This is a genomic window from Isoptericola sp. NPDC056134 (genome assembly GCF_042264825.1).
Lineage (GTDB): Bacteria > Actinomycetota > Actinomycetes > Actinomycetales > Cellulomonadaceae > Isoptericola > Isoptericola nanjingensis.
Window position 1 is genome coordinate 69,956 of record NZ_JBHJVM010000010.1, and the last position, 23,503, is coordinate 93,458.

26 protein-coding genes are annotated in these 23,503 nt (G+C 74.0%); 15 read left to right on the top strand and 11 right to left on the bottom strand.

Going from position 1 to position 23,503, the window contains the following annotated elements:
- Positions 1 to 56 precede the first annotated feature (56 nt).
- Positions 57 to 1,304, top strand: a complete 1,248-nt coding sequence (locus ACFCZN_RS11750) for an AI-2E family transporter (protein ID WP_430556913.1) — start codon at positions 57 to 59, stop codon at positions 1,302 to 1,304.
- Positions 1,305 to 2,528 (top strand): threonine ammonia-lyase, encoded by a 1,224-nt coding sequence (ilvA, locus tag ACFCZN_RS11755; RefSeq protein ID WP_430556914.1) that lies wholly within the window; start codon positions 1,305 to 1,307, stop codon positions 2,526 to 2,528.
- A gap of 31 nt (positions 2,529 to 2,559) precedes the next feature.
- Here the strand turns inward: ilvA and ACFCZN_RS11760 are convergent, their stop codons facing one another.
- Complete coding sequence (locus tag ACFCZN_RS11760) at positions 2,560 to 3,408, bottom strand: helix-turn-helix domain-containing protein (protein WP_430556915.1); 849 nt, start codon at positions 3,406 to 3,408, stop codon at positions 2,560 to 2,562.
- An 89-nt stretch (positions 3,409 to 3,497) separates the two neighbouring features.
- On the opposite strand from ACFCZN_RS11760, the gene melA reads away from it, so the two are divergent.
- The 5 genes from melA to ACFCZN_RS11785 all read left to right on the top strand — a co-directional run bounded on the left by melA (position 3,498) and on the right by ACFCZN_RS11785 (position 7,253).
- Positions 3,498 to 4,928 (top strand): alpha-galactosidase, encoded by a 1,431-nt coding sequence (gene melA / locus ACFCZN_RS11765; protein WP_430556916.1) that lies wholly within the window; start codon positions 3,498 to 3,500, stop codon positions 4,926 to 4,928.
- A gap of 6 nt (positions 4,929 to 4,934) precedes the next feature.
- The gene (locus ACFCZN_RS11770) at positions 4,935 to 5,120 is read left to right on the top strand and encodes a hypothetical protein (RefSeq protein WP_430556917.1); all 186 of its coding nucleotides are present in this window, start codon (positions 4,935 to 4,937) and stop codon (positions 5,118 to 5,120) included.
- A 101-nt stretch (positions 5,121 to 5,221) separates the two neighbouring features.
- Positions 5,222 to 5,599: a YciI family protein gene (locus tag ACFCZN_RS11775; protein WP_429764551.1), complete on the top strand. Its 378-nt coding sequence runs from the start codon at positions 5,222 to 5,224 to the stop codon at positions 5,597 to 5,599.
- A complete protein-coding gene (locus ACFCZN_RS11780; protein WP_430556957.1) occupies positions 5,599 to 5,943 on the top strand; it encodes a YciI family protein in 345 nt (114 codons plus the stop codon). Before ACFCZN_RS11775 ends, ACFCZN_RS11780 begins: the two co-directional genes overlap by 1 nt.
- Positions 5,940 to 7,253, top strand: a complete 1,314-nt coding sequence (locus tag ACFCZN_RS11785) for an RNA polymerase sigma factor (RefSeq protein WP_430556918.1) — start codon at positions 5,940 to 5,942, stop codon at positions 7,251 to 7,253. Before ACFCZN_RS11780 ends, ACFCZN_RS11785 begins: the two co-directional genes overlap by 4 nt.
- Before the next feature lie 103 nt (positions 7,254 to 7,356).
- On the opposite strand, the gene ACFCZN_RS11790 is transcribed toward ACFCZN_RS11785, so the two are convergent.
- From ACFCZN_RS11790 to ACFCZN_RS11810, 5 genes are all read right to left on the bottom strand, one after another.
- Positions 7,357 to 7,761, bottom strand: a complete 405-nt coding sequence (locus ACFCZN_RS11790) for an ectoine synthase (RefSeq protein WP_430556919.1) — start codon at positions 7,759 to 7,761, stop codon at positions 7,357 to 7,359.
- Between the two features lie 44 nt (positions 7,762 to 7,805).
- The gene (ectB, locus tag ACFCZN_RS11795) at positions 7,806 to 9,116 is read right to left on the bottom strand and encodes a diaminobutyrate--2-oxoglutarate transaminase (protein ID WP_429764555.1); all 1,311 of its coding nucleotides are present in this window, start codon (positions 9,114 to 9,116) and stop codon (positions 7,806 to 7,808) included.
- Between the two features lie 119 nt (positions 9,117 to 9,235).
- Positions 9,236 to 9,862, bottom strand: coding sequence for a diaminobutyrate acetyltransferase (gene ectA / locus ACFCZN_RS11800; protein WP_430556920.1), 627 nt, complete (start codon positions 9,860 to 9,862; stop codon positions 9,236 to 9,238).
- Between the two features lie 285 nt (positions 9,863 to 10,147).
- Complete coding sequence (greA, locus tag ACFCZN_RS11805; protein ID WP_429764557.1) at positions 10,148 to 10,630, bottom strand: transcription elongation factor GreA; 483 nt, start codon at positions 10,628 to 10,630, stop codon at positions 10,148 to 10,150.
- Positions 10,631 to 10,823: 193 nt separating this feature from the next.
- The gene (locus ACFCZN_RS11810; protein ID WP_429764558.1) at positions 10,824 to 11,255 is read right to left on the bottom strand and encodes a DUF4307 domain-containing protein; all 432 of its coding nucleotides are present in this window, start codon (positions 11,253 to 11,255) and stop codon (positions 10,824 to 10,826) included.
- Between the two features lie 107 nt (positions 11,256 to 11,362).
- Here ACFCZN_RS11810 and mca point away from each other — a divergent pair, with 107 nt between their 5' ends.
- Genes mca through ACFCZN_RS11825 form a run of 3 tightly spaced genes read left to right on the top strand, consistent with a single transcriptional unit; the run spans position 11,363 to position 13,571 of the window.
- Entirely contained in the window at positions 11,363 to 12,238 is an 876-nt protein-coding gene (gene mca, locus ACFCZN_RS11815) for a mycothiol conjugate amidase Mca (RefSeq protein ID WP_429764650.1), read from the top strand.
- Positions 12,235 to 12,588: a hypothetical protein gene (locus tag ACFCZN_RS11820; protein ID WP_429764559.1), complete on the top strand. Its 354-nt coding sequence runs from the start codon at positions 12,235 to 12,237 to the stop codon at positions 12,586 to 12,588. Before mca ends, ACFCZN_RS11820 begins: the two co-directional genes overlap by 4 nt.
- Positions 12,585 to 13,571 (top strand): nitrilase-related carbon-nitrogen hydrolase, encoded by a 987-nt coding sequence (locus tag ACFCZN_RS11825; RefSeq protein WP_429764560.1) that lies wholly within the window; start codon positions 12,585 to 12,587, stop codon positions 13,569 to 13,571. Before ACFCZN_RS11820 ends, ACFCZN_RS11825 begins: the two co-directional genes overlap by 4 nt.
- Positions 13,572 to 13,596: 25 nt before the next feature.
- On the opposite strand, the gene ACFCZN_RS11830 is transcribed toward ACFCZN_RS11825, so the two are convergent.
- Positions 13,597 to 14,370, bottom strand: a complete 774-nt coding sequence (locus tag ACFCZN_RS11830) for a PAQR family membrane homeostasis protein TrhA (protein WP_429764561.1) — start codon at positions 14,368 to 14,370, stop codon at positions 13,597 to 13,599.
- Between the two features lie 258 nt (positions 14,371 to 14,628).
- Here ACFCZN_RS11830 and ACFCZN_RS11835 point away from each other — a divergent pair, with 258 nt between their 5' ends.
- The 4 genes from ACFCZN_RS11835 (at position 14,629) to hemQ (ending at position 17,983) form a co-directional block, all read left to right on the top strand.
- A complete protein-coding gene (locus tag ACFCZN_RS11835; RefSeq protein ID WP_429764562.1) occupies positions 14,629 to 15,390 on the top strand; it encodes an isoprenyl transferase in 762 nt (253 codons plus the stop codon).
- 58 nt (positions 15,391 to 15,448) lie between these two features.
- Positions 15,449 to 15,973, top strand: coding sequence for a MarR family winged helix-turn-helix transcriptional regulator (locus tag ACFCZN_RS11840; protein WP_430556921.1), 525 nt, complete (start codon positions 15,449 to 15,451; stop codon positions 15,971 to 15,973).
- An 80-nt stretch (positions 15,974 to 16,053) separates the two neighbouring features.
- On the top strand, positions 16,054 to 17,199 hold the full coding sequence (locus ACFCZN_RS11845) for a ferrochelatase (RefSeq protein WP_429764564.1): 1,146 nt from the start codon (positions 16,054 to 16,056) through the stop codon (positions 17,197 to 17,199).
- A 19-nt stretch (positions 17,200 to 17,218) separates the two neighbouring features.
- On the top strand, positions 17,219 to 17,983 hold the full coding sequence (gene hemQ, locus ACFCZN_RS11850) for a hydrogen peroxide-dependent heme synthase (protein WP_429764565.1): 765 nt from the start codon (positions 17,219 to 17,221) through the stop codon (positions 17,981 to 17,983).
- Positions 17,984 to 18,130: 147 nt separating this feature from the next.
- On the opposite strand, the gene ACFCZN_RS11855 is transcribed toward hemQ, so the two are convergent.
- From ACFCZN_RS11855 to ACFCZN_RS11865, 3 genes are all read right to left on the bottom strand, one after another.
- Positions 18,131 to 18,940, bottom strand: a complete 810-nt coding sequence (locus ACFCZN_RS11855; RefSeq protein WP_430556958.1) for a putative protein N(5)-glutamine methyltransferase — start codon at positions 18,938 to 18,940, stop codon at positions 18,131 to 18,133.
- Between the two features lie 41 nt (positions 18,941 to 18,981).
- Positions 18,982 to 20,280, bottom strand: a complete 1,299-nt coding sequence (locus tag ACFCZN_RS11860) for a Glu/Leu/Phe/Val dehydrogenase (RefSeq protein WP_430556959.1) — start codon at positions 20,278 to 20,280, stop codon at positions 18,982 to 18,984.
- Positions 20,281 to 20,534: 254 nt separating this feature from the next.
- The gene (locus ACFCZN_RS11865) at positions 20,535 to 21,128 is read right to left on the bottom strand and encodes a biotin transporter BioY (protein ID WP_430556922.1); all 594 of its coding nucleotides are present in this window, start codon (positions 21,126 to 21,128) and stop codon (positions 20,535 to 20,537) included.
- A gap of 205 nt (positions 21,129 to 21,333) precedes the next feature.
- Here ACFCZN_RS11865 and ACFCZN_RS11870 point away from each other — a divergent pair, with 205 nt between their 5' ends.
- A complete protein-coding gene (locus ACFCZN_RS11870) occupies positions 21,334 to 22,635 on the top strand; it encodes an Nramp family divalent metal transporter (RefSeq protein ID WP_429764568.1) in 1,302 nt (433 codons plus the stop codon).
- 3 nt (positions 22,636 to 22,638) lie between these two features.
- On the opposite strand, the gene ACFCZN_RS11875 is transcribed toward ACFCZN_RS11870, so the two are convergent.
- Entirely contained in the window at positions 22,639 to 23,484 is an 846-nt protein-coding gene (locus tag ACFCZN_RS11875; RefSeq protein WP_430556923.1) for a helix-turn-helix domain-containing protein, read from the bottom strand.
- Between the last annotated feature and the right edge of the window lie 19 nt (positions 23,485 to 23,503).

Sequence of the window (23,503 nt, forward strand, 5' to 3'; positions counted from 1 at the left end):
CGGCGCGCGGGCGTGGCCCCCGCGCGTCGAGACCCCGGGCCGCCTAGGGTTTCCGCGTGAGCTCGGAACGTACCTCCCCCTCGGGCGCGGACAGCGTCCCACTGAGCGTGCGCGCGGCGGCCTCCTGGTCGTGGCGCGTCCTGCTGATCGCCGCCGCCGTCGCCGCCTTCCTGTGGCTGCTGGCGGCGCTCAAGACCATCGTCGTGCCGGTCGCCATCGCGCTGCTGCTGACGATCCTGCTGGCGCCCGTGCGCCGGACGCTGCAGCGGTGGCACCTCAGCAAGGGCCTGGCGACGGCCGTGTCGATCGTCGGGCTGATCGTGCTGGTGGGCGGCCTGGTGACGCTCGCCGGCACGTCCATCGTCAGCGGCTTCCAGGATCTCGCCGACCAGGCCGTCGAGGGCTTCCGCCAGTTCACGACCTGGCTCGCCGAGGGCCCGCTGAAGCTCGACTCCGACCAGCTGTCCCAGTACGGCCAGCAGCTCCAGAGCTCGCTGGTGGAGAGCTCCGGCCTCGTCTCGGGCGCGCTGGGCGCCGCGACCACCGTGGGGCACGTCTTCGTCGGCGCGCTCATCGCCCTGTTCTGCACGATCTTCTTCCTGCTCGACGGCCGCACCATCTGGACGTGGCTCGTCAACCTGCTGCCCGTGCGGGCCCGGGAGAACGTGCACCAGGCGGGCCGTCGGGGACTCGTCACGCTGTCGGCCTACGTGCGCACCCAGATCCTGGTCGCGTTCGTCGACGCCGTCGGCATCGGGATCGGGTCGGCGTTCTTCGTCCCCGCGCTCGCGCTGCCGATCGGCATCCTCGTCTTCGTCGGCTCGTTCGTGCCGATCATCGGTGCGATCGTCACCGGTGCGATCGCCACCGCCGTCGTGCTGGTGGCGAACGGCTGGGTCGCGGCCCTCATCATGCTCGGCATCGTGCTGCTGGTGCAGCAGGCCGAGAGCCACATCCTGCAGCCGTTCCTCATGGGCCACGCGGTGTCCCTGCACCCGGTGGCGGTGGTGCTCGTGGTCGCGGCGGGCAGCCTCGCCGCGGGGATCGTGGGGGCCCTGTTCGCGGTGCCGCTCGCGGCCGTGCTGAACACGATCCTGCTGTACCTGCACGGGCACGACAAGTTCCCCGAGCTCGGCACCGAGGACCACGTGCCGCTGCTGCGCCGGCGACCCCAGCTGCCCGGTACCCTGCTCTGGTCGGGACGGGCGTCGCAGGACACGGCGACGGCGGGCGGTACCTCGGACGGCAGCACGACCGACGCCCCTGCCCCGCCCGACGCGGGCCCGGCAGGAGAGAACAGGTAAGTGGCAGCACACCCCCCGATCGACCGCGTCACCCTCGAGGACGTCCGCACCGCCGCGGCCCTCCTGGACGGCGTCATCACCCGCACCCCGGTGCAGGCCTTCCGCGCGATGTCCGAGGTGGCGGGCGCGCCCGTCGTCCTCAAGTGCGAGAACCTGCAGCGCGCCGGGTCGTTCAAGATCCGCGGCGCCTACACGCGCCTGAGCCGGATGTCCGACGAGGAGAAGGCGCGCGGCGTCGTCGCCGCCAGCGCGGGCAACCACGCGCAGGGCGTGGCCCTCGCGGCCCAGATGCTCGGCATCCACGCCATCGTCTACATGCCCGTGGACGCCTCGGTGCCGAAGCTGCGGGCCACCCGCGGCTACGGGGCCGAGGTGCGGCAGGTCGGCGAGAGCGTGGACGAGGCGCTCGTCGCCGCCCGCGCGGAGGCAGCGCGCTCCGGGCGCACGCTCATCCACCCGTTCGACCACCTCGACGTCGTCACCGGTCAGGGCACGGTCGCGCTCGAGATCCTCGAGCAGGTGCCCGACGTCGGCACGGTCGTCGTGCCGCTCGGCGGCGGCGGGCTGGTCGCGGGCATCGCGACCGTCCTCGCCGAGGCCGCACCGCAGGTCAAGGTCGTGGGGGTGCAGGCCGAGACGGCCGCCGCGTACCCGCAGTCGCTCGTGGCCGGGCGACCGGTGCCGCGCGCGCTCGGCGCGACGATGGCCGACGGCATCGCCATCGGCACCCCCGGCGACGTGCCGTTCGAGGTGCTGGCGCGCCTCGGCGTGGAGGTGCGCACCGTCTCCGAGGAGGAGATGTCGCGCGCCCTGCTGCTCGTGGCGGAGCGGGGCAAGCTCATCGTGGAGCCGTCGGGCGCCGCCGGGGTCGCGGCGGTGCTGGCCGCCGAGCCCGGCTCGCTGCCGGGCACGATCGTCCCCGTCCTCACCGGCGGCAACATCGACCCCCTGCTGCTGCTGCGGGTGGTGCAGCACGGCCTCGTCGCCGCCGGCCGGTACCTGCAGCTGCGCGTGTGCATCGACGACAAGCCGGGCTCGCTCGCCGAGCTGCTCGACGTCGTCGCGCACGCCGGCGCGAGCATCGTGCAGGTGGAGCACACCCGCACCGACACCTCGCTCACCGTGGCGCAGGTGCTCGTGAACCTCCAGCTCGAGACCAAGGGGCAGGAGCACTGCGAGGCCGTCGTCGAGCGCCTGCGCGCCGCGGGGTTCGCGGTCGCGTGACCCGACCTGCGCCGCCCCGGCCGCGCCCGGGTCAGCGCAGCGCGCGCCGGTAGTCGCCGGGCGCGTACCCGCAGATCTGGCGGAAGGTGTCGTAGAAGCTGCTCTGCGACGTGAACCCTGCCGCGTGCCCGACCTCCACCGTGGTGGCGCCCGTCGTGATGAGCAGGCGCTGCGCCTCCGCCACCCGGCACCTGGCGATGTAGGTGCCGAGGGTGGTGCCCACCACCCGCTTGAACAGCGTCATCGCGTGGCTGGGGCTGAGGTGCACGGCGCGCGCGACGTCCGACGGCGAGATGGGGGAGCGGTAGTGCTCCGCCACGAACTGCGCCATCGCGGTGGCACACGCGGCCGCGCCGGACGGCCCGGCCGCGCCCGCCGCGTCGCCCGCCGGGCCCGGTGTCCCCGCGGCCTCCGCGGCCGCGAGCGTCCGGCGCACGAACGCCTGCACCTCCAGCATGACGACGACGTGGTCGCCGCCGGCCAGGACGTCGCGGTGCCATGTCGCGAAGAGCGCGTCGACGTCGCGGGCGAGCGCGGCGGAGGGCACGACGACGGGGCGCGCCCGCAGCAGCACCGCGATCTGCTCGGCCGGCAGGGCCCAGCCGAGCACCTCGGTGAGCGGCACGTGCACCCACGACACGGCGGACTCCACCGCGTCGGGCTCGACCAGCTGGTGCGGCGTGCCGCCCCAGAAGAGCGCCACCTCGCCCGCCTCGACCCGCAGCGTCGACCCGCCGAACAGGTACTCCAGGCGACCCGAGTGCACGAGGTTGAGCTCGAGGTCGTCGTGCCGGTGCGGGTGCTCCATCACCGGGGGTGCGCCGCGGCGCACCCACAGGGCGGCCTCCTCCAGGCGGACGTCGTCGACCGTCAGCGTCATGCCGGGAGCCTAGGGCGATCGAAGGATCCCGGAAAGCGGGGCGACCGATCCGGAGGATCGACCGCCATCCTCGGGCCTAGCGTCGCTGCATGGCTCATTCCCCGAAGATCACCATCATCGGCGCCGGCGGCTTCGTGTTCCCGTTCCGGCTCATCGGTGACCTGCTCAGCTTCCCTGCCCTGCGCGACGCCACGCTCTGCCTCATGGACCTCGACGCCCACCGCCTGGACCGGGTGGCGGGCGCGGCCCGCGAGCTCGTGGACCACCACGGGCTGCCCACCGTCGTCGAGCAGACCACGGACCGGCGGGCGGCCCTCGACGGGGCCGACTTCGTCATCATCACGTTCCAGGTGGGCGGCGTGGAGTCCTACCGGCACGACGTCGAGATCCCGCGCCGCTACGGCGTCGACCAGACCGTGGGCGACACGGTCGGCCCCGGCGGGGTGTTCCGCTTCCTGCGCTCGGTGCGCGCGTACCAGGACATCGCGGCCGACGCGCTGGAGGTCTGCCCCGACGCGCAGTTCATCAACTACGCCAACCCGATGGCGATGGCCACCGCCTACCTCAACGCCCTCGGGCTGCGCACGGTGGGCCTGTGCCACAGCGTGCAGGGCACGACGCGCATGCTCGCCCGCACCCTCGGCGTCCCCTACGAGGAGGTCTCCTACCGGTGCGCCGGCATCAACCACCAGGCCTGGATCCTCGAGTTCCGCCGCGGCGCCGAGGACCTGTACCCGCGCCTGCGCCGGGTCATGGCCGAGCGTCACGTCCGCGGCCGGGCGGCGGCCGACCTGCTCGCCGACGACGGCGACCACTCGGACGCCGCGCTCGCCGCCAGCACCTACGAGGGCGGCAACGAGCAGGTGCGCACCACGCTGATGAACCACTTCGGGTACTTCGAGACGGAGTCCAGCCACCACGCGTCGGAGTACGTGCCGTGGTTCCGCAAGGATCCCGCCACGACGCTCGAGTACCTCCCGGAGCGCTGGGACTACTACGAGATCTGCTCCTCCCACGACGAGCAGGGCGACGTGGACGAGCAGCTCGAGCGGCTCAAGGCCGACCTCAGCCCGTCCGTCGAGTACGGGGCGTCGATCGTCAACGCCGTCGTCACGGGGGTGCCCGCCGTCGTCTACGGCAACGTGCCCAACGCGGGCCGGGTCATCACGAACCTGCCCGACGACGCCTGCGTCGAGGTCGCCTGCCTGGTGGACGCCGACGGCGTGCAGCCGACGTCGTTCGGGGAGCTCCCGCCGCAGCTCGCGGCGATCAACCGCACCAACGTCAACGTCCAGACGCTCGCCGTCCGGGCCGCCCTCACCGGCGACGTCGAGCACGTGCACCACGCCGTCGCCCTCGACCCGCTGACGTCCGCGCACTGCACGCTCGAGCAGGTCCGGGCGATGACGGACGAGCTCCTCGAGGCCCACGCCGCGCTGCTGCCCGCCGCGCTGCGGCCGGCGTCGTCCGCGTCGTCGTCGGCGTCCACCGTCGAGCGCGACCCCGTCCTGGCGCACTGAGCCCTCGTGGTGCCCCCGCGACGCCTCACCGTGCCGGTCGGGCTGTCCACCCTGACCAGCAACCCGGCGTTCGCCTCGCCGTGGGGCGCCGTGATGGCCGTGGCGACCGTCGCCGTCGTGCCGCTCCTCGTGGTGTTCCTGGTCTTCCAGAAGACCTTCGTGCAGGGGATCGCGAGCACGGGGATCAAGTAGTCGTCGGCGAGGTGTCTGTCGGGAGGTCTCCCGTTCGTCGTGCTCATGTACACGGCCACGAGGGCCGTGCAGGATGAGGAACCGACCCGAAGGAGATCGTCGTGCGCTACCTGATGCTGGTGCTGTCCACCCCCGAGGACCCGGAGCTGCGGCCGGAGGACGCCGCGGGCGCGCCGCCCATCGAGGGGTGGGTGGAGAAGTACTACGGCAGCGGCGCCGCCGTGCTCGGCGACCGGCTCCGCCCGCCCGCCGACGCGGTCGGGGTGCGGGTGCGCGGCGGGCGCGCGCTCGTCACCGACGGGCCGTTCTCGGAGACCAAGGAGGCGATCGGCGGGTTCGACGTGATCGACGCGCCCGACCTCGACACGGCGATCACCATCGCGTCCGAGCACCCCATGGCCCACGGGGGCGCCATCGAGCTGCGGCCGTTCTGGCCGCTGGGCCTCGACGGCTCCGGCGCGACGGACGGGGGCGCGTGATGCGGTACCTGATGCTGGTGATCGAGCCCGACGTGCCCGACCGCGAGCCGGACGCCGACATCGAGGACTGGGTGCGCCGGCACGACGCCGACGGGTCGCGCGTGCTGGGGGAGCGGCTCCGGCCGGCCGCCGACGTGCGGCGCGTGCGGGTGTCCGACGGCCGCACCCTGGTGACCGACGGGCCGTTCACCGAGACGAAGGACGTCATCGGCGGGTTCGACATCGTCGAGGCGCCCGACCTCGAGGCCGCGCTCGCGATCGCCGCCGAGCACCCGGGCAGCCGGGGCGGCGGCACGGTCGAGGTGCACCCCTTCTGGCCGACCGACGGGAGCGCACCGGCGTGACGGGGCCGGCCGCCGTCGCCGTCGAGGACGCCTTCCGCGGCGAGTGGGGGCGCGTCCTCGGCGCGGTGGCCCGCGCCACCGGCGACCTCGACCTCGCGGAGGAGTCCGCGCAGGAGGCGTTCGTGGCGGCGCTGCGCACCTGGTCGCGCGACGGCGTCCCCGACCGGCCGGGCGCGTGGCTCACGACGACGGCGCGGCGGCACGCCCTCGACGTGCTGCGTCGCCGCCGCGTCGAGGCGGAGAAGAGCGAGACCGCGGTGCGGCGGGGCGAGCGGGTCGACGGGCCGGGACGGGCCGGCGACAGCGTGCACGACGAGGTCGAGCGCGGCCTCGACGACGGGGGCTGGTCGCCCGACGACCCGGACGGCGACCTGGTGCGGTTGCTGTTCACGTGCTGCCACCCGGCCCTGCCGCTCGACGGCCGGGTGGCGCTGACGCTGCGCTCCCTCACCGGCATGACGACGGGGCAGGTCGCACGCGCCTTCCTCGTGCCCGAGGCGACCATGTCGCAGCGGCTGGTGCGCACCAAGCGGCGCATCCGTGCCACCGGCATCGCGTTCCGGGTGCCGCCGCCGGCGCTGCTCGCCGGGCGCACGGACGCGGTGCTCGCGGTCCTCTACGTGCTGTTCACGGAGGGCTACGACGCCTGGGCGGAGCCCGCCGACGAGGTCGAGGGATGCGCCGAGCGTCGCGCGCTGGCCGGGGACGCGGTGCGGCTGGCCCGGCTCGCCGCCCGGCTGCTGCCCGACGAGCCCGAGGCTCGCGGCCTGCTCGCCCTCCTGCTGCTGCAGCATGCGCGCCGCGACGCGCGCACCGGGGACGACGGCGTCGCGCTGACCCTGGCGGAGCAGGACCGCACGCGGTGGCGCCGCGAGGAGATCGACGAGGGGCTGGCGGTGCTCGACACGGCGCTCGCGGCGCGTCGACCGGGGCCGTACCAGGTGCAGGCCGCGATCGCGGCGCTGCACTGCCGCGCGACGACCGCGGCGGAGACGGACTGGGCGGAGGTGCTCGCCCTCTACGACGTGCTGCTCGACCTGGCGCCGTCGCCCGTCGTCGCGCTCAACCGGGCCGTGGCCGTGGCCGAGGTGCGCGGCGTCGACGCCGCTCTGGCCGCCGTCGACGCCGTCGGGCAGGACCCGGCGCTGGCGGGCTACCACCTGCTGCCGGCCCTGCGGGCGGACCTGCTGACGCGCGCCGGGCGCCCCGCCGACGCCGTCGTCGAGCTGCGCCTCGCCCTCGACCAGGTCGACCGCGAGGGCGACCGACGCCTCCTGAGCGCCCGCCTCGCCGCCCTCGCGCCGAGGTAGTACGAGACCTGCCGAGGTAGTACGAGACCTGCCGAGGTAGTGACTACCTCGCGAAGGCTCGTACTACCTCGGCAGATTCGGTACTACCTCGGCGTCGGGCGGGTCAGACCGCGGCGGCCTCCGGCTCGGTGACCATCGGGTAGACGCCGTTCTCGTCGTGCACCTCGCGGCCGGTGACCGGCGGGTTGAACACGCACACGCACGTGATGTCGGTGCGCGGGCGCACCTTGTGCTTGTCGTGGTCGTTGAGCAGGTACAGCGAGCCGGGCTTCAGCTGGTGCACCTCGCCGGTGCCGAGGTCCTCGATCTCGCCCTCGCCGGACGTGATGAAGACGGCCTCGATGTGGTTGGCGTACCAGAAGAAGCTCTCGGTGCCGGCGTACAGGGTGGTCTCGTGCACGGAGAAGCCGACACCCTCCTTCGCCAGGACGATCCGCTTCGAGCGCCAGTTCTCGCTCTTGACGTCGGCGTCGGTGTCGGTGATCTCGTCGAGCGTGCGCACGAGCATGGGTGGTACCTCCGGTGGTTCGGGTGCGGTGGGTCGGGGGCGGGTCAGGCCGTCGGCGCGGGCAGGACGGCGGCCACGGAGTCGCTGATGATCCGCAGGCCGCGCTGCAGCTCGTCGTAGGTGATCGTCAGCGGCGGCAGCAGCTTGACGACCTCGCCGTCGGGGCCCGAGGTCTCCATGAGCAGCCCGCGGGAGAACGCCTCGTCGCAGATGCGGCCCGCGGTCTCGCCGTCGGGCGTCTGCAGACCGCGCGCGAGGCCGCGGCCCTTGGCGACCAGCACGTCGTCGCCGTAGCGGGCGACGAGGGAGTTGAAGTGCGCCTCGACGAGCGCGCCCTTGTCGGTCGTGGCGGTCTCGAGCGTGTCGTCCGTCCAGTAGGTCCGGATCGCCTCGGCGGCCGTCGCGAAGGCGGGGGCGAAGCCGCGGAAGGTGCCGTTGTGCTCGCCCGGCTCCCAGATGTCCAGCTCGGGGCGCACGAGGGTGAGCGCCATCGGCAGGCCGTAGCCGGAGATCGACTTCGACAGGCAGATGATGTCGGGCACGATGCCGGCCTCCTCGAACGAGAAGAACTTGCCGGTGCGGCCGCAGCCCATCTGGATGTCGTCCAGGATCAGCAGGATGTCGTGGCGCTTGCACAGGTCGGCCAGGCCGCGCAGCCACTCGGCGCGCGCGGCGTTGATGCCGCCCTCGCCCTGCACCGTCTCGACGATGACGGCGGCGGGCGCGTTGAGGCCCGAGCCGCTGTCCTCGAGCAGGCGCTCCAGGTACACGAAGTCGGGCACGTCGCCGTCGAAGTAGTCGTCGTACGGCATCGGGGTGGCGTGCACCAGGGGGACGCCGGCGCCGCCGCGCTTCATGGAGTTGCCCGTCACGGACAGCGCGCCCAGCGTCATGCCGTGGAATGCGTTGGTGAAGTTGATGACCGACTCGCGGCCCGTCACCTTGCGCGCCAGCTTGAGGGCCGCCTCCACCGCGTTGGCGCCGCCCGGGCCGGGGAACACGACCTTGTGGTCCAGCCCGCGCGGCTCCAGGATCACCTCGTTGAACGTCTCGAGGAACTCGCGCCGCGCCGAGGTGAACATGTCCAGCGTGTGCACCATGCGGTCGTCGGCGAGGTAGTCCAGCAGCACCTGCTTGAGCAGCGGGTTGTTGTGCCCGTAGTTGAGGGTGCCGGCGCCGGCGAAGAAGTCGAGGTACTCGGTGCCGTCCTCCGCGTACACCGTCGCGCCCGAGGCCCGGTCGAACACGACGGGCCAGGAACGCGAGTAGCTGCGGACCTCGGACTCCAGGGCGGTGAAGCCCAGTGGGTCGTCGGCGGCGGACGCTTCGGTGGTGGGGACGGTCGGGGTTGTCACGAAGGACACTCCTTGAGGTGGTGCGCGCCGGTGCGGTGTCTTGTGGTGGAGAGGGCTGCGTCGTCACCTGCGCGCCGAACCGGCGCAGCCCGAGGTCTGGGACCTGAGAGGTACGGACGTCAACGGGGAGGGCGGATGCCCTCGATCACCAGCAGCGGCTCGGCCTCGTGGCCGTCGGGGAAGTGCGCTGCCTCGTAGCCCGGCGTCTCGTGCAGGGTCGCGCCGCGCTCGGCGGCCCACCGCGCGAACACGCGCCGCGAGGACGCGTTGTCCGTGGTCACGGTGGTGTGCAGCCGGGTGACGGCGGGGCCGTCGCCCTCCGCCGTCGCGTCGACGACGGCGTCCAGCAGCCGCCCCGCGACGCGCCGGCCGCGGGCCCGCGGGTCGACGGCGACCTGCCACACGAACAGCGTGGCGGGGTCGGCGGGCAGCCGGTACGCGGAGACGAAGCCCACGGGCTCGCCCTCCGTGCCGGTGTCGTCGGGGAGGAACGCCAGGCGGCAGGTCGCGGCGAAGTGGTCCGCGAGCAGCAGGTAGGCGTAGGAGGAGTTGAGGTCGAGCGAGCCCGAGTCGCGCGCCAGGCGCCACATCGCGGCGCCGTCCTGCGTCGTCGGCGGGCGCACCGTGAGGCCCGGGAGGGGCTCCGCGGCGCGGGACGACGCGGTGTCGTCGGCGTCGTCGATCACGCTCTCGGTCGAGCTGTCGTCGGTCGAATGGTTGGTCGTTGCGGTGTCCGTCGTGTCCATACCGCCATCGACCATAGACGCATCGCGGGGGAAAGTTCACCTTGGCCATGACCGTTCCTCGACCGGCCGGGCGTGGCGGCGGGGCTCTGATCGTTGGCAGCGCAACGAAAGGTCGTGTCGACCATCGACGGATCATCGACGGTTCTGTGGATCGCCATCTGTCTCGGATGATGAGACCGGCGGGGGTGAAGTCGCCGGGGTGTGTCGCCGGGACGACGATGGGCGTGCCCGTCGGGACGGGCACGCCCAGGGCATGCGTCGGTGCCGGGCAGGGCCCGGGGGAGGTCAGCCCGCGAAGGGCGTGGCCTTGAGGATCTCGACGGGGATCTCGCGACCGTTCGGCGCGGTGTAGGCCACCTTCTCGCCGATGCGGTGCCCGTCGATCGCGGCGCCGAGCGGCGACGTCGGCGAGTACACGTCGAGGTCGGTGGTGCCGGCGATCTCGCGGGAGCCGAGCAGGAACGTCATCTCGTCCCCGGCCACGACCGCGGTGACGACCATGCCGGCCTCCACCACGCCGTCGTCCGCGGGCGTGCCGATCTGGACGTGCCGCAGCTTCTCGGTGAGCTCGCGGATGCGGGCCTCGTTCTTCGCCTGCTCCTCGCGGGCGGCGTGGTAGCCGCCGTTCTCCTTGAGGTCGCCCTCGTCGCGGGCGGCGGCGATGCGCTCGGCGATCTCGGTGCGGGCGGGGCCGGAGAGGTGCTCCAGCTCGGCCTGCAGCCGGTCGTGAGCCTCCTGGGTGAGCCAGGTGACAGTGCTCTCGGTCACGAGGGCTCTCCTTTCGTGGTGCTCGATGGCCTGTTTCGGCCGTGCGCGGGCGACCGACGGGCGTCGGCACGCGCGTCGGCTGGGGCAGGACTGCGTGTGAATCCCTCAGGATAGCCCGGGCAGGCGACAGAACCCAGGCCTCTGCCCTGGGCGAACAGGGTGACCCCGGTCGGACGTCGGGCCCGGGGCGGCGTCAGGAGGCGTCGGGGACGTCGCAGGACTCGACGACCGCGGTCGTGGCCTCCTCGGACGTGCGCACGGTGACGGAGTACGTGGAGGTCTGCTGCTCGACCGGGCCGACGGGCACCTCGAGGGTGCCGACCTGGGCGTAGCTCTGCGCGAGCGCCTCCACGTCGCAGACCGCCGTCGTGCCGGGCGGCATGTGCACCTGGAAGGTGACGTCGACCTGCTCGGCGTCGCGGACGTCGAAGCCCACCATCTCCACCGTCACCGGGTCCCGGCGGGTCTGCTCGACCGAGAACCAGGCGGCCACGCCGACCGCCGCCGCGAGGGCGGCGCCGATCGCCACCTTGGCCCCCGTACCGAGCGGGCGGCGGCCGTCCTGCCGACCGGGCGACGTGCCGTACCGGTCGGCGGGGGGAGTGGGGCTGCCGGGCTCGCTCATGGTGCACCATTGTCCCTGAACCTCAACGCCGACCCGTCACCCCGGGAGGGACCTTGTCCTCCGCCTCCTCCGTGCCGCCCACCCCGCGGCCCGAGCCCCTGCGTCTGATGGCGGTGCACGCGCACCCGGACGACGAGTCCAGCAAGGGCGCCGCGACCACCGCGCGGTACGCCGCCGAGGGGGTCGAGGTGCTCGTCGTGACCTGCACGGGCGGCGAGCGGGGCGACGTGCTCAACCCGAGCTTCCAGGTGCCCGAGGGGCACGAGTTCGACAGCATCGAGGGTCGCCTGGCGGTCCGCCGCCTGGAGATGGCGGCCGCGGCCGAGGCGCTCGGCGTGCGGCAGGCCTGGCTCGGCTTCGTGGACTCCGGGCTGCCGGAGGGCGACCCGCTGCCGCCCCTGCCCGAGGGCTCGTTCGGCCTGGTGCCGCTCGACGAGGCGGCCGCGCCCCTCGTCGAGCTCGTGCGCGAGTTCCGCCCGCACGTCATGACGACGTACGACCCGTCCGGCGGGTACCCACACCCCGACCACATCAAGTGCCACGAGGTGTCGTTCGAGGCCTACCACGCGGCGGGCGACGCCTCCCGGTACGTCGTCGAGGGCGGCGCGGAGCCCTGGGAGCCGCTGAAGCTCTACTACAACCACGGCTTCTCGATGGCGCGCATGCGCGCCGTGCACGAGGCGATGCAGGGCGCCGGCCTGGAGTCGCCGTTCGGCGACTGGATCGAGTCGCGGGCGGCGCGTGAGATCCCCGAGCGGGAGGCGACGACGCACGTCGCCGTCGCGGACTTCTTCGCCCAGCGGGACGCGGCCCTCGTGGCGCACGCGTCGCAGATCGACCCGGACGGGTTCTTCTTCGCCGTCCCGCGCGACCTCGAGGCCGACGTGTGGCCCACGGAGGAGTACGAGCTCGCCGACTCGCGTGTGCCGACGTCGCTGCCCGAGGACGACCTGTTCGCCGGCCTCCGCGAGGAGGTCCGATGAGCGCCGTCTGGACCCTGCTCGCCGCCGCGCCCAGCCCGAGCCCCAGCCCGGGCCAGGGGCCGGACGAGCTCCAGGTGACGCCGGGCCTCGCCGGGTTCGTCGCGACGTTCGCCGTGGCCGTCGCCTGCGTGCTGCTCTTCCTGTCGCTCACGCGGCACCTGCGCCGCGCGCAGCGCAACGCCGAGGACCAGGGCATCCCGCTCGAGGAGCCCAAGCACTTCGGGCTCCACGGCCCGGGGCGGGGCCCCGGTGCGCCCGGCGACGCGTCCGACGGTGACGGGCCGCGCGGCGACGGCGGTGCCGGCGACGGCGGGACGGGTGACGACGCGGACGGCGAGCCCGGCCGATGAGCGCGAGCGTGCGGGTCACGGTCGGCCAGCTCGCGATCACGGCCGACCACGACGCCAACCGCGAGGCGGTCGCCGAGGCCTTCCTCGCCGCCGGCCGCGTGGGCGCGGACCTGCTCGTGCTGCCCGAGTACTCCTCCGGCTACGACCCGCACGGCGTCGGCGTCGAGCACGCCGAGCCGCTCGACGGCCCGTTCGTCACCGCCCTGCGCCAGCACGCCGCGCGGTACCGCATCGCGGTGGTGGCCGGCACCACCCTGCCCGCCTACGGCGCCCCGGCCGCGAGCACCGGCCAGCACCCGGCCGTGACCGGCGCGTTCCCCGCCGTCAGCGGCGCGTTCCCCGCCGTGACGGGCGCGTTCCCCGCCGTGACGGGCTCGTTCCCCGCGGTGACGGGCTCGCTGCCCGCCATCACGGGGACGACGCCGGCGGCAGGCTCGGCGCCCGAGCCCCCCACGCGCGCGTTCAACACCGTCGTCGCGGTCGACGCGACGGGCACGGTCGTCGGCGCGTACCGCAAGGTGCACCTCTACGACGCGTTCGGCACGCGCGAGTCCGACCGTCTCGAGCCCGGCCCGGCCGGTGTGCCGCCCCTCGTGCTGCGGCTGGGGGACCTCACGTTCGGCGTCGTCACCTGCTACGACCTGCGCTTCCCGGAGTCGGCGCGCCGGCTCGTGGACGCCGGGGCCGACGTCATCGTCGTCCCGGCGGCGTGGGTGGACGGCCCGCTCAAGGCGGACCACTGGCGCACCCTGATCCGCGCGCGGGCCATCGAGAACACGGCGGTGGTGATCGGCGTCGGGATGTCCGGCCCCGGGCTGGTGGGCCGGTCGCTCCTGGCCGGGCCGGACGGCGTCGTCGGCCTCGAGCTCGACGAGACCCCGCAGGTGCGCACCGTGGACCTGGACCCGGAGCCGCTGGCCCAGGTGCGCCGGCAGAACCCGTCGCTGGCGAACCGGCGCTACCTCGTGGTGCCCGCGGGCTGAGCCGGCCGGGCCCGGCCGCGCGCGGCTACAGGGCCGCCAGGTAGATCGCCACGGTGTGGCAGGTGAAGCCGACCACGGTGAGCGCGTGGAAGATCTCGTGGAACCCGAACCAGCGGGGCGACGGGTCCGGGAACTTGGTGCCGTACACGACGGCGCCGAGGATGTACGCGATGCCGCCCGAGGCGACCAGCCAGGCGACGGCGGCGCCGCCCGCGGCGGCGAACTGCGGGATGTAGCCGACGGCGACGCAGCCCAGCGCCACGTAGACCGGGACGTAGAGCCAGCGCGGCGCACTCATCCACAGCACGCGCCCGACGAGGCCGAGGATCGCGCCGCTCCAGACGACGGCGAGGAGCACGGTGGCGGTGCCGCGCGGCAGCAGCATCACGGCCAGGGGCGTGTAGGTGCCGGCGATGATGAGGAAGATGTTGGCGTGGTCCAGGCGTCGCAGGACGGCGGCGGTGCGGGGCGACCAGGTGCCGGTGCCGAGGTGGTAGACCGCGCTGGTGCCGAACAGCATGACGGCGGTGACGCCGAAGACCGCGCACGCGACCTTGTCGGCGGTGGTGTCGGCGAGGACGACGAGCACGATCGCGGCGGCCAGCGCCAGCGGCGTCGTCACGGCGTGGATCCAGCCCCGCAGGTGCGGCTTGAGGAGGGCTGCCTTCCCGGCGGCCGCCGCCGACACGGTCTGCACGGCGTCGCCCATGACGCCCTTCGCCTCGCGGGCGACCTCCTTGACGTCGTCGACGTCGAGGCGGTCGGCCCGGTGGCCGTTCGGCTGGGCGGCTGCTGCCACGGGTGCTCCTTCTCGATCGGACGACAAACCTACGCATCCGTAGGTTACGCCAGCGTAGGGGACGCGGCGCGGGCGCAGCGACCCCGCGCCGTGAAGATCGTGCGCAGGGGTTGCGGGGCGTCGCCGGGCGTCCGCCAGGCCCGGGACCTGCGGGTCCACGGGAGCGGTACCGTTGTCCCGCTCTCCGTCCGTCCCGCCCCCGCCGGGTGCCCGCGCCGTCGCGCGCCCGCGGCCCGGCCCGAACCCTCGAGGTCCCGCGTGCGCATGCCCCACCTGCTCTACGGCCTGTACGAGCGGCGCCTGGCCGCCTCGCTGCCGACGGCGCAGACGCCCCGGCACGTCGGCGTCATCCTCGACGGGAACCGGCGGTGGGCCCGGTCGTTCGGCGAGACCGCGGCCACGGGGCACCGGCGCGGGGCGGACAAGATCGCGGAGTTCCTGGGCTGGGCCGAGGAGCTCGGCGTCGAGGTCGTCACCCTCTGGATGCTGTCCACCGACAACCTCGCGCGCCCCGCGTCCGAGCTCGCCGACCTGCTCGACATCATCCGCGACGCCGTCCAGGACCTCGCGGAGTCGGGGCGCTGGCGGCTGCGCGTCGTGGGCCGGCTGGACCTGCTGCCGGGCGAGCTCGCGGACGCCGTGCGCTCCGCGGCCGAGGCGACGAAGGACGTCCGGGGCCTGCAGGTGAACGTCGCCGTCGGTTACGGCGGCCGGCACGAGATCGCCGACGCCGTCCGGTCGTACCTCAAGCAGGAGTCCGCCACCGGGGCGTCGCTCGAGGAGCTGGCCGAGCGGATCGACGTCGACGACATCGCCGCCCACCTGTACACCAAGGGCCAGCCCGACCCGGAGCTCGTCATCCGCACGTCGGGCGAGCTGCGCGTGGGCGGGTTCCTCATGTGGCAGAGCGCGCACTCGGAGCTGTACTTCTGCGAGGCGTACTGGCCCGACTTCCGCCGCGTGGACTTCCTGCGCGCGCTGCGCGACTTCTCCCGGCGGGAGCGACGGCTCGGCCGCTGAGCCGGCCTGACGGGGACGTCGTCGGGCGTCCGTCGGAGGCCTGCGGCACACTGCGACGGTGACCCCGCCCGAGCCGACGCCGACGTCCCCCACCCCGCCCGAGCGCCACGTCGGGACCCGGCCGCCGGCCCCCGACGTCCGCCTCGCCGCCGAGGCCTGGGAGTCGCTGTTCCGGGCGCAGGTCACGCTGATGCGCCGCTTCCAGGCCGACGACATCTGGCGCGACCTGTCGATGCGGGAGTACGACGTGCTGTTCACCCTGTCGCGCGCGCCCCGGGGCGAGCTGCGGCTGCGCGACCTCAACGAGGGGATGCTCATCGCGCAGTCGTCGCTGTCGCGCATGGTCGAACGGCTCGAGGGGCGCGGGCTTGTCGCCCGCTCGGTCCCCGCCGACGACGCCCGCGGCACCCTGGTGCGGCTCACCGCGGAGGGGGCGCGGCGGCAGCGCGAGACCGGGCTCGCGCACGTGCGCACCATCGCCGAGTACGTGGGGCAGGCGCTCCCGACCGAGGAGCTCGAGCGGCTGCGCGACGTGCTGGACCGGCTCCGCCTCGCGCAGGCGGGCATCCCTGACCGGAGATGACAACGCGTGCCATCAACGTCACGTCGGCCGGGGGCCGTTCTCGACGGGCCGGCTCCCGGGCCGGTGCCATGATGGCAGTCATGTCGCTGACCCCCCAGTCGGCCGATGCCGGCCCTTACGACGCCCTGCTCCTGTACTCCTTCGGTGGTCCGAACAAGCCGGAGGACGTCGTCCCGTTCCTCCGCAACGTGACCGCCGGCAAGGGGATCCCCGACTCGCGGCTCGAGGAGGTCGGCGAGCACTACTACGGCTTCGGCGGCAAGAGCCCCATCAACGAGCAGAACCTCGCGCTGAAGGCGGCGCTGGAGGCCGAGCTCGCCGAGCGCGGCCTCGACCTGCCCGTCGTGTGGGGCAACCGCAACTGGGAGCCCTACACCACCGACGCGATCGACGAGCTCGAGCGCCTGGGCGCGAAGCGCGCCGTCGCGCTCGTCACGTCCGCCTACTCGTCCTACTCCGGCTGCCGGCAGTACCGCGAGGACCTCGCCGTGACGCTGGAGAAGCGCGGGCAGCTCGGCGCCGAGGGCTCCACGAGCGTCCAGTTCGACAAGATCCGCTCCTACTTCAACCACCCGGGCTTCGTGGCGGCCAACGCCGAGGCCGTCCTCGAGGGCTACGAGGCGCTCGAGGCGAAGGGCGGCGTCCCGGCGGCGGCGAAGCTCGTCTTCGTCACGCACTCCATCCCCGACACGATGGAGGCGGCGTCCCAGGTCTCGCACGCCACGTACTCCGCGCAGCACCTCGACGTCGCCGCCGTCATCGCCGCCGTCGTCTCCGAGGTGCGCGGGCACGCCGTCGAGTGGGAGCTGGCGTACTGCTCGCGCTCCGGCCCGCCGTCGCAGCCGTGGCTCGAGCCGGACGTCAACGACCTGCTCACCGAGCGCGCCGGCCAGGGCCTCAAGGACGTCGTCCTGTCCCCGATCGGGTTCGTCTCCGACCACATGGAGGTGGCCTACGACCTCGACACCGAGGCGATGGCCACGGCCACCGAGCTCGGCATGACCGCGGTCCGGGCGGGCACCGTCGGCACCCGGCCGGCGTTCGTGTCCGGCCTGGTGGACCTGCTGCTCGAGCGCGCGGCCATCGCCCGCGGCGAGGACGTCGTGGAGGAGACGGTCGGCAACCTCCCCGCCTTCCGCTCGGTGTGCGCGCCCGGCTGCTGCCTGCGGCGTGACGGCGAGCCGAGCGGCATCCCCGCCCTGTGCAGCGTCGACCTGCACTCCTGACCCGCCCCGAGAGGACGTCATGACCGACAGCCACATCCACGGCGACACCGGCGAGACCGTCGACGCCGCCTCGATCAACGAGTCCATCCGGTACGCCATGATCGCGGTCTTCTCCACCGCCGAGCCGCTGCCGGCGGGCGACGCCGAGCGCGCGGAGCTCGCCGCGGAGGCGGACGCCGCCCTCTGGGACGGCCAGCCCGACGACGCCCGCGACCCGGCCCGCGCCGAGGGCGACGTCGTCGTGCGCGGCGTGTACGACGTCGCCGGCCTGCGCGCCGACGCCGACCTCATGGTGTGGGTGCACGGCCCGTCGGTCGAGTCCGTGCAGGGCGCCTACCAGCGGCTGCGCGCCTCGCGTCTGGGTGCGTCCCTGGCGCCCGAGTGGTCGGTCGTGGCGCTGCACCGCGCCGCCGAGTTCAACAAGGGCCACGTGCCCGCGTTCCTCGCCGGCGAGCGCCCCCGCGACTACCTCTCCGTCTACCCGTTCGTGCGCTCCTACGACTGGTACCTGCTGCCCGACGACGAGCGCCGCACGATGCTGCGCGACCACGGCATGGCCGCGGCCGGGTACACGGACGTGCGCGCCAACACGATGAGCACGTTCGCGCTGAGCGACTACGAGTGGCTGCTGGCGTTCGAGGCGGACGAGCTGCACCGCATCGTCGACCTCATGCGCGACCTGCGCGCGACCGAGGCCCGGCGCCACGTGCGCGAGGAGGTGCCGTTCTTCACCGGCCCGCGCGTCACCCTCGCCGACTGGGCGGAGAAGCAGCCCCGCGCCTGACCGTGAGGTAGGGAGGATTCTGCCGAGGGAGGACCAGCAGGCGCTCCGCACCCCTGTCCCCCGCACTTCACGCAGTGCGACCGGACGAATCTCGGTGAGGTAGTCGATGACCTCGGCCGGTCTCGTCCTCCCTCGGCAGAGTCCTTGCTACCTCGTGTCCAGGGTGGCGACGACGACGGTGCCGCCGGTGGCGTCCTCGGCGTCCGGGTCCTCGTCGGTGACGAGGGCGGCGCGCAGCCCGTGCGCCTCGACGAGCGTCGTCGCACCGGGCACCTGGTCCGTGCCGACCTCGAAGAGCAACGACCCGCCCGGCGCGAGCCAGCCGGGCGCCGCCGCGACGACGCGGCGCAGCACGTCCAGGCCGTCGGCGCCGCCGTCGAGCGCGACCGCGGGCTCGTGGTCGCGCGCCTCGGGCGGCATCGTCGCGATGGCGTCGGTGGGGACGTAGGGCGCGTTGCACAGCAGCAGGTCGACGCGGCCGCGCAGCACGGAGGGGACGACGGAGAGGAGGTCCCCCTCGTGCACGGCGGCGCCGAGCGGCGCCAGGTTGCGCCGGGCGTGCACGACCGCGGCGGGCTCGACGTCGCTCGCGTGCAGCACGGGATCGGTCCCGGCGGCGCGCAGCCCCAGCAGCACGGCACCGCCCACCGCGCCGCAGCCGCAGCACAGGTCGAGCACGGTGGCCGGGGCGGGGAGCGCGAGCGCTGCGGCGACCATCAGCTCCGTGCGGCGCCGGGGCACGAACACGCCGGGCCCCACCGACCAGCGGCGGCCGGCGAACTCCACCCACCCGAGCACGTGCTCCAGCGGCTCGCCGCCCGCGCGCCGCGCGACCAGGCCCTCGAGCTCGGCCGCGTCGTCGGGCGCGGCCTCCAGCAGCAGCGCCGCCTCGTCCTCCGCGAACACGCAGCCCGCCGCCCGCAGCCGTGCGACGAGGGGCTCCAGGTCGGGTCCCAGGTCGTCGGCCGCGGGCGACGCGGGGTCCGTCCGGTCGGTGCTCAGGGGTACAGCCCCCGGATGCGGTGCGCCTCGGCGGTGCGCTGCACGCCGATGACCAGCGCGGCGTCGCGCAGTGACAGGCCCTCGCGCTTGGCGAGCGCGGAGACGTCGCCGTACGCGGAGGTCATGCGGTGCTCGAGGCGGTCGGCGATCTCTTCCTCCGACCACCAGTAGGTCTGGTTGGCCTGCACCCACTCGAAGTAGGAGACGACGACGCCGCCCGCGTTGGCGAGCACGTCCGGCACGACCGTGACGCCGTTCGCGGCGAGCACGCTGTCGCCGTCGGTGGTGGTCGGTCCGTTGGCGCCCTCGACCACCCAGCGCGCCCGCACGGAGGCGGCGGTGACGCCGTCGAGCACGCCCTCGACCGCGGCGGGCACGAGGACGTCGACGTCGAGGCCGAGCAGCTCCTCGTTGGACAGCGGGTCGGCGCCGTCGAAGCCGACGACGGAGCCGGTCGCGGCGACGTGCGAGAACAGGCGGTCCATCGCGAGGCCCGCGTCGTTGCGGACGCCGCCGTACTGGTCGCTCACCGCGACGACGGTGGCGCCGCGGGCGGCGAAGATGGCGGCGGCGTGCGAGCCCACCTTGCCGAAGCCCTGCACGGCGACCGTGACGTCGGTCAGCGGCACGCCAGCCTCGCCGAGCGCCGCGGCGGTGACGTGCACGATGCCGGCGCTGGTGGCGGTGCCGCGGCCGCGGGATCCTCCCAGCGCCAGCGGCTTGCCGGTCACGACGGCGGGGATCGTGTACCCGCGGTTCACCGAGTAGGTGTCCATGACCCAGGCCATGGTGTGCTCGTCGGTGCCCATGTCGGGCGCCATGATGTCGGTGTCCGGGCCGATCATCGGCATGATCTCGGAGGTGTACCGGCGGGTGACGCGCTCCAGCTCGGCCGTCGAGTAGTCGCGCGGGTCGATGGCGACGCCGCCCTTGGCGCCGCCGTACGGCAGGTCGACGATGGCGCACTTCCAGGTCATCCACATGGCGAGGGCGCGGACCTCGTCGATGTCGACGCCGGGCGCGTAGCGCAGGCCGCCCTTGCCGGGGCCGCGGGTGATGTTGTGCTGCACGCGGAAGCCGTGGAAGAGGACGGTCTCGCCGTCGTCGCGCCGCAGGGGCACGGCCACGTGGATCTCGCGGCGGGGTGTGGCCAGCATCTGGCGCTGGCCCGCGTCGTAGCCGAGCACGGCCACCGCGCTGTCGAGCTGGCTGTGCGCCGTGTCGAGCGGGGAGCTCGTCCGCGGGGCGGGGGCGGCCGGCGCGGCCGGGGTGTCGGGCAGGGGTGTCGAGGTCATCGACGTCGTCGTCGTCACGGGTCCTCCAGGACACGGTGCCGAGGACCCCGGTCAGGGGCCCCGGCAGGGGTGGCGCGGCCCGGGATGGTGGGCCTCGGCGCCCACCGTAGCCGCTCCCGCAGGCCCTCCAGCGGGCGAAACCCGCCACCTTACGGAGCCGTGTCCGGGCGTTGACCCGACGATGCCGCCGGTTGAGCTTGTCGAGACCGAGGGGCGGCGATTCGACAAGCTCGACCGGCGGCTCGGGGCGCGCCTCAGCGCACGAACCGCCAGGCGGTCGGCAGCAGCGCGGCGGCGAGCGCGGCCTTGAGCGCGTCACCGGGCAGGAAGACGACGGCGCCGGAGAGCAGCGCGGCGCCCACGGGCATCCCGGTGCTCACCGCGAGCCACGGCACGCCCACGGCGTAGACGGCGAGGGTGCCGAGCGCGTAGGTGCCGACGGTGGACAGCACGCGGCGGTCGGCGCCGCGGCGCGCGAGCGCCCCGACGACCACGCCCGCCAGGAGGAAGCCGACGAGGTAGCCGCCGGACGCGCCGGCGACGGACTCCCAGCCCGCCGTCGCGCCGGCGAACACGGGCAGGCCCGCGACGCCGGCGGCGAGGTAGACCGCCTGGGCGGCGGCCCCGCGCCAGGGGCCGAGGGCGGCGGCGCCCAGCAGGACGGCGAACGTCTGGCCGGTGAGCGGCACCGGCAGGCCGGGCACCGGGACGACGACCTGGGCGGCCAGCGCGGTGAGGGCGGCCACCGCGACGACGAGGACGGCGTCGCGGGCGAGCGCCCCGGGCAGCAGGTCCGCGAGGACGCGGCGCGGGCGGGCGGGGGAGAGAGGAAGCACGGCTGCGGTCATGACGACGACGCTAGGGGCGGCAGGCGGTCGCGGTCATGACCGAGGTGGACCAACGCTCGGGGGAGTCCGTTTGTGCAGGTCGTACACACGCGGCGAGGCGGCGGGCGTGCTGGGGCGGCTCTCTTGTGGGAATCGTGCAGCGGGGCCCGCCGACGCACCCGGTATGTCACAGGACCGGAACATCCGTGCGGTAGCCTCCGGCGACATGGCTGACAAGGACGTCACACCCCCCGCCCTCGACCGAGACCTCGACCACGGCTCCGACGTGGAACGCCCCCGCTGGCGCCTGGTGGGCCCCGGCCTGGTCGTCGCGGCCACGGGCATCGGCGCCGGGGACCTGGTCGCCACGCTCGTCGCCGGCAGCAAGTTCGGGTACACCCTGCTCTGGGCGGCCGTCCTCGGCGTGATCATCAAGATCGTGCTGGTGGAGGGCGCGGGCCGCTGGTCGCTCGCCACGAACCGCACGATCTTCGACGGCTGGAAGTCGCTGGGCGCGTGGGCGAGCGTCTACTTCGGCGTCTACATCGTGGTGTGGGGCTTCAGCTACGGCGCCGCGGCGATGTCGAGCTCGGCGCTGCCGCTCGTCGCGCTGTTCCCGCAGGTCGACCTGATCTGGTTCGCGATCGGCATGGGGTTGATCGGCGCGGCCATCGTCTGGCTCGGGAAGTACAAGATGTTCGAGGTCGTCATCGCCGTGCTCGTGGGCGTCATGTTCGTGACGATCGTCGGCTCCGCGGTCCTCACGGTGCCGAACCTCGGCCAGATCCTCGGTGGCCTGGTGCCCCGCATCCCGGAGGGCTCGATCCTCTACACGCTCAGCCTGGCGGGTGGCGTCGGCGGCACGATCACGCTGGCGGCCTACGGGTACTGGCTGAAGGAGAAGGGCTGGTACGCGCCGCGCTGGATGAAGGTCATGCGCATCGACAACGCGATGGCGTACGTCATATCGGGCGTCTTCGTCATCTCCATGCTCATCGTGGGCGCCGAGCTGCTGTACTCCTCCGGCATCACGGTCGCCGACGGCGAGGGCGGCCTGGTCGACCTCTCCGACGTGCTCGCCGAGCGGTACGGGACGTTCATGGCGCCGCTGTTCCTCGTCGGCTTCTGGGCGTCGTCGTTCTCGTCGGTGCTGGGCGTGTGGAACGGAGTCTCGCTGATGTTCGCGGACTTCGTCGCCACGGTCCGCGGGCTGGCGGAGGACGACCCGCGGCGCAAGGCCGGCGGCAGCTACTACAGGGCGTACATCCTGTGGCTCACGTTCCCGCCGATGCTGCTGCTCCTGCTCGACAAGCCCATCGCGCTCGTCGTCGCCTACGGCGCGCTCGGCTCGCTGTTCATGCCGTTCCTCGCGATCACGCTGCTCATCCTCATGAACTCGTCGCGGGTGCCGGAGCGGTGGCGCAACCGGCCGCTGACGAACGTGATCCTCGGGCTGGTGACGCTGATGTTCGTGGTGCTCGGCGTGCAGCAGCTGGTCGAGGCGCTCGCGCCCGTGCTCGGCGGGTGAGCCTCAGCCCGCGGCGCGGGCGCGGCGCCGGAACGACGACGGCGTCTCGCCCGTGAGCCGGGCGAACGTGCGGGTGAACGACGGCTGGTCGTAGAAGCCCGCCGCGGCGGCGACCTCCGCGAGCGGGGTGGTCGTGGACGTCAGCAGGTGCGCGGCGCGGTCCACCCGCGTGCGCAGCACGAGCTGGCGCGGCGAGAGCCCGAAGACCTTGCGCACCCGGCGGTCCAGGACGGCGGGCGTGCTGCCCGACAGCCGCGCCAGGTCGGCCACGGACAGCGGGTCGCCGGGGGAGGCGTCGAGGTGCCGCTCGACGGCGGCCACCAGGCGCGCCATCGCGTCCATCGTCGCGTCGTCGGCGTCGCCCGAGCGCAGGTCCTGCGACACGGAGACGAGGCCGACGACGCGGCCCGCGGCGTCGCGCACGGGCAGCTTCGCGGTGAGGAACCAGCCGGGCGTGCCGCCCACCCGGCGGATGAGCTCCAGCTCGTTGCGCAGCGGGCGGCCCGTGCGCAGCACCTCGGCGTCCTGCGCCTCGTAGCGCTCGGCCAGCTCGGGCACGAAGAGGTCGACGGCGCGGCGGCCCAGCACCTGGCGGCGGGAGCGCTCGTTGGTGCGGCGCACGAACACCTGGTTCACGGCGAGGTAGCGGCCGTCGGCGTCCTTGGCGCAGAACATCACGTCCGACAGCTCGTCCATGAGGTCCACCATCACGGGGGACAGGGCGGCCATGAGAGCCGCGGTGCCGGGGACGTCCGGCGCGGCCTCGGCGCGGACCGGCGCGGGGTCGCCGACGGGCTCTCCCGGGGCGTCGCCCGCGGTGCCGGTGGTGTTGTCGGAATCTGCTCCCATCGCGCGCCCGATCGTACAA